Annotated in this window: 14 protein-coding genes; 6 read left to right on the plus strand and 8 right to left on the minus strand. The window is 61.0% G+C overall.

Translation table 11 applies throughout. The features are described from left to right. The first annotated feature begins 1 nt into the window (after position 1). Positions 2-1,210 carry an MFS transporter gene (locus tag AACY11_RS04895; RefSeq protein ID WP_339493999.1) on the plus strand — a complete coding sequence of 403 codons (1,209 nt, stop codon included), beginning with the start codon at positions 2-4 and terminating at the stop codon, positions 1,208-1,210. On the opposite strand, the gene cueR is transcribed toward AACY11_RS04895, so the two are convergent. The 3 genes from cueR to AACY11_RS04910 all read right to left on the minus strand — a co-directional run bounded on the left by cueR (position 1,164) and on the right by AACY11_RS04910 (position 4,545). Then, positions 1,164-1,577 (minus strand): Cu(I)-responsive transcriptional regulator, encoded by a 414-nt coding sequence (cueR, locus tag AACY11_RS04900; protein WP_221734183.1) that lies wholly within the window; start codon positions 1,575-1,577, stop codon positions 1,164-1,166. The genes AACY11_RS04895 and cueR overlap by 47 nt on opposite strands. Beyond that, complete coding sequence (locus AACY11_RS04905) at positions 1,574-3,967, minus strand: heavy metal translocating P-type ATPase (protein ID WP_339464633.1); 2,394 nt, start codon at positions 3,965-3,967, stop codon at positions 1,574-1,576. Before AACY11_RS04905 ends, cueR begins: the two co-directional genes overlap by 4 nt. Positions 3,968-4,161: 194 nt before the next feature. Further along, positions 4,162-4,545 carry a hypothetical protein gene (locus tag AACY11_RS04910; protein WP_339494000.1) on the minus strand — a complete coding sequence of 128 codons (384 nt, stop codon included), beginning with the start codon at positions 4,543-4,545 and terminating at the stop codon, positions 4,162-4,164. A 148-nt stretch (positions 4,546-4,693) separates the two neighbouring features. Here AACY11_RS04910 and AACY11_RS04915 point away from each other — a divergent pair, with 148 nt between their 5' ends. Continuing rightward, a complete protein-coding gene (locus tag AACY11_RS04915; protein WP_221734180.1) occupies positions 4,694-4,891 on the plus strand; it encodes a cation transporter in 198 nt (65 codons plus the stop codon). Between the two features lie 89 nt (positions 4,892-4,980). Continuing rightward, a complete protein-coding gene (locus AACY11_RS04920; protein WP_339431885.1) occupies positions 4,981-6,183 on the plus strand; it encodes a multidrug effflux MFS transporter in 1,203 nt (400 codons plus the stop codon). A gap of 7 nt (positions 6,184-6,190) precedes the next feature. Here the strand turns inward: AACY11_RS04920 and AACY11_RS04925 are convergent, their stop codons facing one another. The 3 genes from AACY11_RS04925 to AACY11_RS04935 form a co-directional block, all read right to left on the minus strand. After that, positions 6,191-6,364: a hypothetical protein gene (locus tag AACY11_RS04925; protein WP_339431886.1), complete on the minus strand. Its 174-nt coding sequence runs from the start codon at positions 6,362-6,364 to the stop codon at positions 6,191-6,193. A gap of 165 nt (positions 6,365-6,529) precedes the next feature. Beyond that, positions 6,530-7,543 carry a zinc-binding alcohol dehydrogenase family protein gene (locus tag AACY11_RS04930; RefSeq protein WP_339494002.1) on the minus strand — a complete coding sequence of 338 codons (1,014 nt, stop codon included), beginning with the start codon at positions 7,541-7,543 and terminating at the stop codon, positions 6,530-6,532. 32 nt (positions 7,544-7,575) lie between these two features. Next, a complete protein-coding gene (locus AACY11_RS04935; protein WP_339431888.1) occupies positions 7,576-7,869 on the minus strand; it encodes a putative quinol monooxygenase in 294 nt (97 codons plus the stop codon). A 120-nt stretch (positions 7,870-7,989) separates the two neighbouring features. Here AACY11_RS04935 and AACY11_RS04940 point away from each other — a divergent pair, with 120 nt between their 5' ends. From AACY11_RS04940 to AACY11_RS04950, 3 genes are all read left to right on the plus strand, one after another. Then, positions 7,990-8,919 (plus strand): LysR family transcriptional regulator, encoded by a 930-nt coding sequence (locus AACY11_RS04940; RefSeq protein ID WP_221734175.1) that lies wholly within the window; start codon positions 7,990-7,992, stop codon positions 8,917-8,919. A 316-nt stretch (positions 8,920-9,235) separates the two neighbouring features. Then, entirely contained in the window at positions 9,236-9,967 is a 732-nt protein-coding gene (locus tag AACY11_RS04945; protein WP_339431889.1) for an ArsR/SmtB family transcription factor, read from the plus strand. A gap of 129 nt (positions 9,968-10,096) precedes the next feature. Next, positions 10,097-11,479: an MFS transporter gene (locus AACY11_RS04950; protein ID WP_339494004.1), complete on the plus strand. Its 1,383-nt coding sequence runs from the start codon at positions 10,097-10,099 to the stop codon at positions 11,477-11,479. Between the two features lie 115 nt (positions 11,480-11,594). Here AACY11_RS04950 and AACY11_RS04955 read toward each other — a convergent pair whose 3' ends face one another. Next, a complete protein-coding gene (locus AACY11_RS04955) occupies positions 11,595-12,548 on the minus strand; it encodes an adenosine deaminase (protein WP_339431891.1) in 954 nt (317 codons plus the stop codon). Between the two features lie 80 nt (positions 12,549-12,628). Next, positions 12,629-13,594: an isopenicillin N synthase family dioxygenase gene (locus AACY11_RS04960; protein ID WP_339494006.1), complete on the minus strand. Its 966-nt coding sequence runs from the start codon at positions 13,592-13,594 to the stop codon at positions 12,629-12,631. Between the last annotated feature and the right edge of the window lie 105 nt (positions 13,595-13,699).

Raw genomic sequence — 13,699 nt, forward strand, 5'->3', positions numbered from 1 at the left:
TGTGACCCCCCCTCGCAACGCCCACCTGATCATCACTGCCCGGCTGATCTCCGATTTCGGCGCCTTCCTCAACATGGTCGCGCTGGCCACATACGTCTACTTGCTGAGCAACAGCGCCATGAGCGTGGGGATCTTCCTCGCCAGTCGCGTCGGTGGCGGGATCTTTGCCAGTCTGATCGGCACGCGGTTTTACCGACGCTTCAGCGGGCGTGTACCGCTGATCGCGTTCGATCTGTTACGCGCCGCTGTGCTCGGTTTGCTGTTGATCGTGCCGGTCGCTCAGCAAGCGTTGCTGTTGCCGTTCATTGCGTTCGGGCTGGGCCTGGGCAATTCGATGTTCGCCATCGGCCTCAACAGCCAGTTGCCGCGTTTGATTCCTGAGGCGCAGTTAATCAAGACCAATGCCTGGATCACCTCGACCTCGTCGGCGGCGATGGTCGGCGGCAGTCTGGTCTCAGGGTTATTGGTGGCAGGGTTTGGCTTCGAAACAGTGTTCGCCCTGAATGCGCTGACCTACTTGCTGGCGGCTTTGTTGATTGTGCCGCTGCGTTTCGCCCCATCGACCGTCACCGAAGCGCCTGAACGCGGCGAATGGTCAGCCCTCAAGCAAGGTCTGCGCAGTGCCCCGGTGATTGCCGCGATGCTCGCCGTGACGATGGCCGACACCTTGGGCAGCGCCGCGCACAACGTCGGTTTCCCGATCATTTCCAAACTGCTGTCGCCCGATTCGGCCAGCACAACCCTGGGCTTGATGCTCGCGGTGTGGGCCAGCGGCAAGCTGCTCGGCGCACGGATCGCCAGTCGCCTCAAAGGCTCGGACAACAGCCATCTGGAGCGGCGGTTTTTCTTTGGCGTGGCGCTGATGTCCTGCGGCTTCATCCTGATGTTCCAGCAACACAGCCTTTTGGGATTGTTGCTGTTTTCATTGCCGGCGGGATTGGGCGACGGCTTTTCCGAGGTCGGTCTGCTGTCGCGTCTGCAACGTGAGCCCGAACACCTGCGCCTGCCGATCTTCAGCTTTCTGACCCTGCTGCAAATGACCGGGTTCGGCGTGGGTATGCTGATCGCCGCCCCGTTCTATGGGTGGTGGACGCCGGGTGCTGTGGTCATGCTGTTGCACGGCATTCCCTTGGGCACGTTACTGGCGGTGAGAGGGCTGGCGATCAGACGCGAACGGGTTGCGCGCAGCAGCCCGACGCCAGTTCCTTGAGGATCGGGCAATCGGGGCGATGGTCACCGTGGCAGTGCTCGACCAGATCCTGCAGGGTGTCGCGCAACTGGCCAAGCTCGCGGATCTTGTGGTTCAACTCGTCGATGTGCTGACGGGCCAACGCCTTCACATCGGCACTGGCCCGTTGGCGATCCTGCCAGAGGGTCAGCAGTTTGCCGACCTCTTCCAGTGAAAAGCCCAGGTCCCGCGAGCGCTTGATGAACGCCAGCGTGTGCAGATCATCGTCGCCGTAAATCCGATAGCCGCTGTCGGTGCGATGGGCCGCTTTGAGCAAACCGATCGACTCGTAATAGCGGATCATTTTCGCGCTCAGGCCACTGTGCTTGGCTGCTTGGCCGATGTTCATCGGTGCTCCTCCAGATCCTTGGGCTTCCAGGTTTTCAACAGTAGCGCATTGCTCACCACGCTGACGCTCGACAGCGCCATCGCCGCGCCGGCCAACACCGGGTTGAGGAAGCCGAACGCTGCCAACGGAATGCCGACCAGGTTGTAGACGAAGGCCCAGAACAGGTTCTGGCGGATCTTCGCGTAGGTCTTGCGGCTGATGTCCAGCGCCGCCGGCACCAGCCGTGGATCGCCGCGCATCAGGGTGATGCCCGCCGCATGCATGGCCACGTCGGTGCCGCCTCCCATGGCGATGCCGATGTCGGCGGCGGCGAGAGCCGGGGCGTCATTGATGCCATCGCCGACCATGGCGACGACGCCGGTTTTCTTCAGTTCGGTGACGGTGGCGGCTTTGTCGGCTGGCAGTACCTCGGCGTGCACGTTTTCAATGCCCAAGGCCTCGGCCACCACGCGGGCGCTGCCACGGTTGTCGCCGGTCAGCAGATGACTGTGGATGCCTCGTGCGGCCAGTTGTTGCACAGCTTCCAGTGCCCCGGGTTTCAACGTGTCACCGAAGGCAAACAACCCGAGAATACGCGGCTCGGGGCTTTGTTCAATCAGCCACGACAGGGTGCGGCCTTCGGCTTCCCAGGCTTTGGCGGATTCGCCCAGAGTCCCGGCGTTTAAACCGTTGTCTTCGAGCATCCGCCGATTGCCCAGCGCCAGACGCCGACCTTCGAAAGTGCCGGCAATGCCGCGACCGGTCAGCGACTGGCTGTCGCTGACGTCGGGCACCGTCAGATCACGTTCGGCAGCGGCGTCCAGCACGGCTTTGGCCAGCGGATGCTCACTGCCGCGTTGCAGGGCACCGGCCAGTTTCAGCAGGGTGTTTTGATCACCGTCGACCGCGTTGAAATGCGCGATGCGTGGCGCGCCGGAGGTCAGCGTGCCAGTCTTGTCGAACACCACGCTGCTGACTTCATGGGCGCGTTCCAAGGCTTCGGCGTCCTTGATCAGGATGCCGTGACGCGCTGCCACGCCGGTGCCGGCCATGATGGCGGTGGGCGTGGCGAGGCCCAAGGCGCAGGGGCAAGCGATGACCAATACGGCGACCGCGTTGATCAGCGCGGTTTCCATCGGCGCGCCGTACAGCCACCAGCCGATCAGCGTTGCCAGGGCCAGGACCAACACGGTTGGCACAAACACCTGGCTGACTTTATCCACCAGTTTCTGGATCGGTGCTTTCGCCGCCTGAGCGTCTTCCACCAGACGAATGATCCGCGCCAGTACGCTTTCGGCGCCAAGGGCGGTGGTGCGCACCTGCAACCGGCCTTCCCCGTTGATCGCGCCACCGGTGACCTTGTCGCCGGGTTGTTTCGGCACCGGCAGGCTCTCACCACTGATCAGGGCTTCGTCGGCGTGGCTCTGGCCCTCCAGCACTTCACCGTCGACCGGGAAGCGCTCGCCGGGTTTGACCAGAACCACGTCGTTCAGATGCAGGGCGCTGATGGCGACGTCCTGCTCGCGACCGTCGATCAATTGAATCGCCCGTTCCGGACGCAAGGCTTCGAGCGCGCGGATGGCGCTGGCGGTCTGGCGTTTGGCGCGGCTTTCCAGGTATTTGCCGAGCAACACCAGGGCGATGACCACCGCCGATGCTTCGAAGTACAGGTGCGGCATGCGCCCGGCAGCGGTGGCCCACTCGTAAAGGCTCAAGCCATAACCGGCGCTGGTGCCAAGGGCGACAAGCAAGTCCATGTTGCCGGCGCCGGCGCGGACGGCTTTCCACGCCGCGATATAGAAGCGTGCGCCGAAAATGAATTGCACCGGAGTAGCGAGAGCAAATTGCGCCCAGGCCGGCAGCATCCAATGAATGCCGAACGGTTGCAGCAGCATCGGCGCCACCAGTGGCAGGGCGAGGGCGATCGCACAGATCAGCGCCCAGCGTTCGTGTTGCAGGTGTTGATGCTGTTTGTCGGTTGGCGGGTGTTCGGCTTGCCAGACGCTGGCCGAATAACCGGCCTTGCTCACCGCGTCGAGCAGGGTTTGCTCATCGACCTGCCCAAGCAGCTCAAGGTGGGCGCGCTCGTTGGCCAGGTTGACGCTGACGCTTTTCACCCCGGGAACTTTGTTCAGGGCGCGTTCGACGCGGCCGACGCAAGAGGCGCAGGTCATGCCGTCGATGCTCAGTTCGAGTGTCTGCTGCGGCACGCTATAGCCGGCGCGCTCTATCGCGTCCATCAAGGCCGGCAGACTGTCGGCGGGGGCCTGGACGCGGGCCTGTTCGGTGGCGAGATTGACACTGACGGCACTGGCGCCGCTGACTTTGCTCAAGGCCCGCTCGACACGCCCGGCGCAACTGGCGCAGGTCATGCCGGCAATCGGCAGATCGAAAGTGATGGATTCGGACATCGGTCGTACTCCCTGTAGAGGATGCCTACAAGGATCAACCTTGCCATGCGGGCAAGGTCAAGCGCCAATCGGCACGATGTCGCAGGGCAAAAAAATGCGAGCGGGCTGGCTCGCGAAGAGGCGTGACATTCAAGGTCTTTGTTGAATGACACAACGCTTTCGCGAGCCAGCCCGCTCCCACATTCTGGACGGGCTTAATATTCGAGGGCGGCGGGCCGCAGGTACAAGCCTTTGGCGGATGAGGCGATACGGTACTTCACCACATCGCCAGCCTTGAGCAATATATCCTGCGCCGGTGGTGCCAGCATGCCGGGCTGACAACCCGATACTTGACCTGGCTCCAGTTTCAGACGAATCGAAAAAGTACCATGGGGCAGGTTGAACGAGGTGGACTGCTCTTGAAGCAGTCGCCCTGCAAACTGATCCTGGATGTACACGCCAATCTCGCAAGACGTCGGCACTTCCAGACGCTCGCGCGAAATGATCAGAACGGCGTAGTCCTCCCCGGTCGCGTTGGCCTGAGGCAGGAAGGCGAAGAGGCTGAGCAAGCCAAACAGGCTGAAAGCTGACCAGCGCATGGCTGAATCTCCTGAATTTAGGTCATTGATGCACGCAGCTTGGCCGAGCGCGGCGCCGATTGCCAGCCCGGCCGTTTATTCAAGAACTTGACCTTGTCACCGTGGCAAGCTCAAAACTGCTGGCAACCTCACTCAAAGGAGTCATCCCATGCAAGTGTTCAACGTTCAAGGCATGTCCTGCGGCCACTGCGTCAAAGCGATCACCAACGCGGTGCAAGCCAAGGATCCGGCGGCCGTTGTGCAGGTTGATCTGGCAGCCAAAGAGGTCGGTGTCGACAGTGTAATGACGGCCGATCAGGTGATCGCCGCCATCAGCGAGGAAGGTTACGCCATCAAACTCGTCTGATTTTTAATAGTTAGCGAGCTATCGGAATGTTCAAGGCGTCCGGGCGCGGCTAAACTGTCGGGCTGCCGACTTGCCAACCTGGATGCCTGATGAACTTCCGTACCATTCTGATTCTCGGTGCCTTGACCGCCTTCGGTCCCTTGGCGATCGACTTTTATTTGCCTGCGTTTCCCTCCATGGCGCTGGCATTCGCTACCGATGAAAAACACGTCCAGATGACGCTGGCCGCGTACTTCCTTGGTCTGTCGATTGGCCAACTGGCTTACGGCCCGGTAGCGGATCGCTTCGGTCGACGGGTTCCGTTGCTTATTGGTCTGGCGCTGTTCACGCTGGCGTCCCTGGCCTGCGCTTATGCGCCAAATCTGGAATGGCTGATCGGCGCACGCTTCGTGCAGGCGCTGGGTGGCTGTGCGGGGATGGTGATTTCTCGGGCGGTGGTCAGCGACAAATGCGATGCGGTGGGCTCGGCGAAGGTCTTTTCGCAGCTGATGCTGGTGATGGGCCTGGCCCCCATCCTGGCACCGATGCTCGGCGGCCTGCTGGTCAACACCACGGGTTGGCAGTCGATCTTTCTGGTGCTGACCGTTTTCAGTGCATTGGCCGGCTTGGCGGTGGCCCTCGGTCTGCCGGAAAGTATGCCGGCGCATATACCGCGCCAACCGTTGTCCGGTGCCTTGCGCCAGTATGGACGCCTGTTGAAGGATCCGGTTTATATCGGCCATGCCCTGACTGGCGGCATCGCCATCGCCGGGATGTTTGCCTACATTGCGGGCTCACCGTTCATCTTTATCAAACTATATGGCGTGCCGGCGGAGCATTTCGGCTGGCTGTTCGGCACCAACGCGGCGGGGTTCATTCTGGTGGCGCAAATCAATGCGCGGCTATTGGCCAAGCGAGGCCCGGCGTTTCTGCTGTCGCGCGCGGTCTGGGTTTATCTGGCCGCCGGTCTGACTTTGCTAGCGGTCGCGGCTTTGCACACCGAGGCACTGTGGCCGCTGCTGATCCCTTTGTTCATCTGTGTGGCCAGCCTTGGCTGCATCAGTCCCAATGCCGCAGCCTGTGCAATGAATGGGCAGGGTGGCCGCGCCGGCAGTGCGTCGGCGTTGCTCGGCTGCATGCAGTTCAGCGTCGCCGCTGGGGCTTCGGCGCTGGTGGGCGTGTTGCACGATGGCTCCGCCGTGCCGATGGCAATGGTCATCAGCCTGTGCGGTTTGTTGGTGGTGAGCGCCGCGATGCTCACCCGGCGTTTACAGAATGCCCGAACACTGGCGCAAGCCCGGGCCGAGGCATAAGAAAACCTCAACCGGCAGCGCGTTGCTGGCTGAGGTCGGGGATCTGATGGGGCGCGCAAATGCGCGCTTCGAGGGTGCGGATGAAGGCCAAGGCTTCGGCTTCACTGCGGAATGTCACGGCGTGCTGGTCCAGGCGAACCTGCCATTGAGACTTTGCCACTTCTTTTATCAGGATCTTCATTGCTGACCTCCCTTGCGTAAAAGATGTATCGCAGAGGCGTCGATTGTAGACCTGAATACGATCGCAATTGTGACAAGGATCAACTGTCAGACTGACGGCCCAAAAAATATCGCAGCCCCCGCCAGCCCGTTATTGGCGCTGCCGAAGACTGCGATTTTTTGCTGTTTAGAAACCTTCTAAAACAATTTTTCCCTTGGCTTTGCCGCTCTCCAGCAATTCATGCGCCCGACGCAGATTCGCCGCATTGATGCTGCCAAAGTGCTCGCCAACCGTCGTCTTCAATGTTCCGGCATCAACCAGTTCGGCCACGCGGTTGAGCAGGTTGTGCTGTTCGATCATGTCCGGCGTCTCGAACAGCGAGCGGGTGTACATGAACTCCCAGTGCAGTGACAGGCTCTTGCGCTTGAGCTTGGTCACGTCCAGCGACTTCGGATCGTCGATCAGCGCCAGCTTGCCTTGCGGCGCCAGGGCTTCGATCAGTTGGTCCAGGTGCTGCTCGGTCTGGGTCAGGCTGGCGACGTGGGTCACTTGGTTGATCCCGGCACGCTTGAGCGCTTCGCTCAGCGGCTGGCTGTGATCGATCACCAGGTCCGCGCCCAACTCGCTGACCCAATCGCGGGTCTGCTCACGGGAGGCGGTGCCGATCACGTTCAGACCGGTCAGTTGCTTGGCCAGTTGCGTGAGGATCGAGCCCACGCCGCCCGCCGCGCCGACGATCAGCAGGCTCTGGCCTTCGGCGGTTTTACCTTCGCGAATTTGCAGGCGTTCGAAGAGCAACTCCCACGCGGTGATCGCGGTCAGGGGCAGGGCGGCGGCTTCAGCGAAACCCAAGGATTTGGGCATGTGCCCGACAATTCGCTCATCCACAACGTGCCGTTCGCTGTTGCCACCCGCGCGGGCGATGGAACCGGCGTAGAAGACGTTATCGCCAGCCTTGAACAGCGTCACTTCACTGCCCACAGCCTTGACCACTCCGGCCACGTCCCAGCCCAGCACTTTCGCCGCGCCGCCTTCAGGGGCGACGTTCTGGCGAATTTTGGTATCCACGGGATTGACCGAAATGGCTTTGACTTCCACCAGCAAATCGCGCGGGCCAGCCACCGGTTCCGACAGCTCGATGTCTTGCAGGGATTTTGCGTCGCTGATCGGCAGGGAGGCGTAATAAGCAATGGCTTTCATGAGGGGCTCCGTAAAGGTAATAAAAGAAAGGTTCAGGCGATGCTGCCCAGACGTTTGAGTTCGAAGTGTTCGATGCACTGGCCGGCAGTGGCCTGGAAATTCTGAAAGTGTGCGCTGGCGTTGTGCGCTTGCAGGATGGCTTCGCTGGCCCAGTGTTCGATTACGTAGAACACCTGCGGGTCGGTCAGGTCGCGATGCAAGTCATACTGACTGCAACCGTCCTCGGCACGGCTTGGCTCTACCAGTGCGCGCAACGCCTGCTCAAGGGTGTCCTGTTGGCCGGGTTTGGCGGTCAGGGTGGCAATAGCGGTGAATGGCTGGGACATGCTCGGCTCCATAGAAGCGGGATGAATTCGATGGCGCAGATGATTGGCTATTTCTCTGCAAGATAAAACCGGCTAAAAGAGCAGTCTCTTTCAATGTTTTTTTGATAATCGAGGCTGTGGATGCTGCGTTTCGATGACTTGCAGTTGTTTGTTCGGGCGGCGGATCTGGGCAGCCTGTCAGCGGCGGCGCGGGTGATGGACATGTCCGCCGCGGTGGCCAGTGCGGCGTTGAAGCGCATTGAGCAGCAACTCGGCGCACGGTTGCTGGCGCGCTCCACGCGCAGTCTTCGCCTGACCGCCGAGGGTGAAGGCTTTCTCGAATACGCCCGGGCCGCGCTGAGCAACCTCGATGAGGGCCGACGTCTGTTGGCCAGCGGGCAGGAGCAGGTCAGCGGGGTCTTGCAGTTGTCGGCGCCTTCGGATTTCGGGCGCAACCTGTTGTTGCCCTGGCTCGACGAGTTCCAGCGTGAACATCCGAAACTGACCGTACGCCTGTTGCTCGGCGACCGCATCGCCGACCTGTTTCGCCAGCCGGTGGACATCGCCCTGCGTTATGGCGAGCCGGAAGACTCCAGCCTGATCGCCTTGCCCATCGCCCCGCATAACCGCCGCGTGCTTTGCGCATCCCCGGCCTATCTGGCGCGGCACGGCGAACCGCGCCAACTCGAACAACTGGCTCAGCACAATTGCCTGTTGTACATGCTCGGCAGCCGGGTGCATGACCACTGGAGTTTTCACGACGGTAAGCGCGAAGTCGGTTTGACCGTCAGTGGCGATCGTTTCAGTGACGACGCCGACGTCGTGCGGTTGTGGGCGGTGGCCGGCGCGGGCATTGCCTACAAATCCTGGCTGGACGTGGGCGCCGATGTCCTCGCCGGGCGCCTCAAAGTGCTGTTGCCGGAGCTGCTTTGTGAGCGCGCTCCGCTGAATCTTTTGTGCGCACATCGCGCACAATTGAGTAAGCCGGTGAACCTGCTGAGGGAAATGCTCGCCAGCCGTTGCGCTGATTTGAGTAGTCAATTTCCCGTTTTCCAGAAACTTGATCATTAGTCGCAGGTAAATAGAGAAATTTCTGTCAGGAACAATCACCACACGTGCAGGCCGCGACGCGGGACGGGGCGTGCATCCCGCTTATACTAGCGCCCGCCTCATGCCAGTACCGAAACCCGGCCCGGACGACGTCACACCCAGCAGTCCCTGTTCAATTCAGGGCTGTGCAAGGGTGGCGGGTTCTATGCCGGAACATGTTGTGTCAATGGCCTGCCTTGCCCCGGCTCAGGGCGATTTTCACGTCTTGGCCGCCGACCCATTACTGGTCAAGATGTCTCCGAGCAGTAGACGATACGATTCCACAGGGAGTGAATACATGGAACATGCACCTTGCATCAGCCAGATCGCCACGTTGCTGGCCGACCCCAAGCGCAGCGCGATGATGTGGGCGCTGATGGACGGCTCGGCCCGGCAGACCGAGGAGCTAGCGCTACTGGCAGGACTGTCGCCGTCGTCGGCCAGCGCGCATCTGGCACGCTTGTCCACCGGCGGTCTGTTGAAGGTTGAAGTTCGTGGTCGCAAGCGGTTTTTCCGTCTTTCGGCACCGGAGGTGGGGGCGGCGATAGAAGCGCTGGCCAGCGCGACCATTGCCAGTGCTCCGCGGGAAGTCGCCGAAGTGTTCAAGCGCGCCACACCCATGGCCAAACCTCAGACGGCACCCTCATCGCTATTGCGCGCACGTTTTTGTGATGACCATTTGGGCGGCACGCTGGCTGCCGATCTGTACCAGCGACTGCTCGACGCCGGCTGGATCGAACAGCTTGAACAACGCGTGGTGGTGACCCATAAAGGCGCTAAACAGTTGGCCAGTCGCGGCGTGTTCATCCAGGCGCTGGCCCATCGCAACGTGCAGGTGGCTTGCGCTTGCCCGGACTGGAGCGAGCGTCGTCCGCACATGGGCGGTTCACTCGGTGCGGCATTGCTGCAGTTGTTCATGCAGTCCGGTTGGCTGACATTGCCCAATGATTCAAGAGCCCTGCAACTGACGGACACCGGCCAGCGGGAATTGCATCGATTTGCCAAGGAAACCGAGCTGGAGATGGCGTGATAGAGCATTCGAGATCGACGTCAGGCGTGTCGGCGTCGTCTACGACTGCGAGCAGGTCGCATCCAGTACGGCCTCTGTATCACCATCGCGCACACTCAATCCGGGGATATTTCGGATGGGGGAGGCGATATGGACACTCAAGGCTTCAGCGCGGCAGAACGCTTGGAAAGACTGCCGATCAGCGGTTATCATCGGATCATTTTCATCATCATCGCCCTGGCGTTTTTCTTTGACTCCATGGACCTGGCGATGATGACGTTCCTGCTCGGCTCGATCAAAGCCGAGTTCGGCCTGAGCAGTGCGCAGGCAGGGCTGCTCGCCAGTTCGAGTTTCTTCGGTATGGTGCTCGGCGCGTCGTTGTCCGGCATGCTCGCCGACCGTTTCGGACGCAAACCGGTGTTTCAGTGGAGCATCGTACTGTGGGGGCTGGCCAGTTATCTCTGCTCGACGGCGCAAACGATCGAGTCGCTGACGCTGTTCCGCATCCTGCTGGGGATTGGCATGGGCATGGAGTTTCCGATTGCCCAATCGATGTTGTCGGAGCTGATTCCGGCTCAGCGACGCGGGCGCTACATCGCCTTGATGGACGGCTTCTGGCCGCTGGGTTTTGTCGCGGCCGGGGTGCTGTCGTATTTCCTGCTGCCGCTGATTGGCTGGCGCGACATCTTTCTGGTGTTGGCGGTGCCGGCGGTGTTTGTGCTGGCGATCCGTTTTTTCATTCCCGAATCACCGCGCTGGCTGGAACAGGCCGGAAAACATCAGGCCGCCGATAAGGTCTTGAGCGGGATCGAAGCACGGGTGCGCGCATCGCTCGGCGGTGCCGCGTTGCCGTCACCGCTGCGTATACCGCGCACTGTGACGCCCCCGGGCGACTTCTTTTCGGCGCTCAAGCAGATCTGGTCGCCACAGTATCGCCAGCGCACAACGATGATCTGGAGTGTGTGGTTCTTCGCGCTGCTGGGTTTTTATGGCCTGACGTCCTGGCTCAGCGCATTGCTGCAACAGTCTGGTTTCGCCGTGACGCAGTCGGTGTATTACACGGTGCTGATTTCCCTGGGCGGGATTCCCGGTTTCCTGATGGCGGCGTGGCTGGTGGAACGCTGGGGACGTAAACCGGTGTGCATCGTCACGCTGCTCGGCGGGGGGGTAATGGCGTTTCTGTATGGGCAGAGCGCGGTGTTCGGCGGCAATGTGGCGCTGCTGATCAGCACAGGGTTGCTGATGCAGTTCTTCCTGTTTGGCATGTGGGCAGTGCTCTACACCTACACGCCGGAGTTGTATCCGACGTCAGCCCGGGCGACGGGCTCGGGATTCGCCTCGGCGATTGGTCGGGTGGGGTCGCTGCTCGGGCCTTTGGTGACCGGGCTGGTGTTCCCGGTGACCGGGCAGGGTGGGGTGTTTGCGCTGGGTGCGCTGTGCTTTGCGATTGCGGCAGGGGTGGTGTGGCTGTTCGGGATGGAGACGCGGGGCAAAACGCTGGAAGAGCTGACTGAAACACAAGTCGCAGGCTGAACATAAATGCCATGGTGGGAGCGGGCTTGCTCGCGAAGGGGGGGTGTCATTCAACAACCATGTCGACTGATACGACGCCTTCGCGAGCAAGCCCCACTTTAGCTCTTCAGTGTTGTTACGGTTTTACCAACCGTGCATCCAGGCTGTTCTGTGCCAGACGCTTGGCCTGATCCTGGGTCATGCCCAGGTGCTCGTGCAGCGCGTGGAAGTTCTCGGTCACGTAGCCGCCGAAGTACGCCGGGTCATCTGAGTTCACCGTAACCTTCACGCCACGCTCAAGCATGTCGAGAATGTTGTGCTGCGACATGTGATCGAACACGCAAAGCTTGGTGTTCGACAGCGGGCACACGGTCAACGGGATTTGCTCATCGATGATCCGCTGCATCAGGCGCTCGTCTTCGATGGCGCGCACGCCATGGTCGATACGCTGGATTTTCAGCAGGTCGATGGCCTCCCAGATGTACTCCGGTGGCCCTTCTTCACCGGCGTGGGCGACGGTCAGGAAGCCTTCGTGACGAGCGCGGTCGAACACGCGCTGGAACTTGCTCGGCGGATGACCCATCTCGGAACTGTCCAGACCGACGGCGACAAACGCGTCACGGAACGGCAGCGCTTGATCGAGGGTTTTCTGTGCTTCGTCTTCGCTCAGATGGCGCAGGAAACTCAGGATCAAACCGCTGCTGATGCCCAGTTGCTGCTCACCATCTTTCAAAGCGGCGGCGATGCCGTTTAACACCACTTCGAACGGGATACCCCGATCGGTGTGGGTTTGCGGGTCGAAGAACGGTTCGGTGTGAATCACGTTCTGCTCTTTGCAGCGCAGCAGATAGGCCCAGGTCAGGTCGTAGAAATCCTGGGAGGTGCGCAGCACGTCGGCGCCCTGGTAATACAAGTCGAGAAATTCCTGCAGATTGTTGAAGGCGTAAGCCTTGCGCAGGGTTTCAACGTCGTTCCACGGCAGGGCGATCTTGTTGCGTTCGGCCAGGGAGAACAGCAGTTCGGGCTCCAGCGAGCCTTCCAGGTGCAGGTGCAGTTCAGCCTTGGGCAGGGCGTTGAGCCAGTCGTACATAGTCTTTTCTCATCAGGTGCAATGACGGCATTCTACAGATGCTTGCCGAAACAATTGGCAAAACCTGACCAAGCGATCCATCAGATCGCCTCCTGTTCCCGCCGATAGGCGTAGGTATCGGCGAAGCGCGAGAGCAGGAATTCGGCGCAAGTAGTGGTCGGATATTTCGCCGGATGCTGTGCGTCCCGGCAACCGGGCAGGCATTCGATGCGCGTGTCCGGGTGTGGCTCGGCGAAGAACGGCATCGAGTAGCGATCCACGCCCAGCGGGCTGATCACCCGGTGCGGTGTCGAGCGATATCGGTCGTTGCTCCAGCGCGCCATCATGTCGCCGAGGTTGACCACGAAGGTGCCGTCAATCGGCGGTGCGTCGATCCATTGGCCTTTGACGTTCTTCACTTGCAGACCACCCGCCGCATCCTGATGGAGCAAGGTGATGCAGCCGTAATCGGTGTGCGCGCCAGCGCCTTGTTGCTCGGCAGAGCTGGCAGTGTGGCGTGGCGGGTAATGGATCATCCGCAACACGCTGACCGGCTCATTGAAACGGCTGTCGAAGAAATCACGCTCAATGCCAAGGGCTATCGTCATGGCGCGCAACAAGGTTTGCGCGAGGGCCTGCATGTCGAGGTAGTGCTGCTCCATCAAGGGTTGCCATCCCGCTTGCTCAGGATGGCGGTTCGGCCCGCGCAAGGGTTTCTCCGCCAGCACGTCGGGATGATCGACCGGCAGATGCAGACCCATGTCGAACGTTTCTTTCAGGTCGCTGGGTTTGCTCGGGTCGAGTTGCTCGGTGGCGATGGCGCCGTAGCCACGGTGATGGCGGGTCTGGGTGATGTCGATCTTGAGTTTTTCTGGCCCCGGTTGCGCAAAAAAACGCTGTGCGTGGTCGAGCAGTGCGTCGATGCGTTGCGCCGAAACAGGATGACCCTTGATGTAGAAGAACCCCCACTCGCGGCAGGCCTGGTCGATCTGCTCGGCCACGGCGGGCCAGGCGTTTTGGTCGTCGCTGTAGAGCGGGCTGATGTCGATGATCGGAAGCTGATCCATACACAATCCTTGAAAGCACTGGAGAGCCAAACGTGACAACGGGCTTGCTCGCGAAGGCGGTGTATCAGGCCATTGCGTATCGACCGACACGACGCCTTCGCGAGC

Source organism: Pseudomonas sp. RA_105y_Pfl2_P56 (genome assembly GCF_963970845.1).
Taxonomy (GTDB): Bacteria; Pseudomonadota; Gammaproteobacteria; order Pseudomonadales; family Pseudomonadaceae; genus Aquipseudomonas; species Aquipseudomonas baetica_A.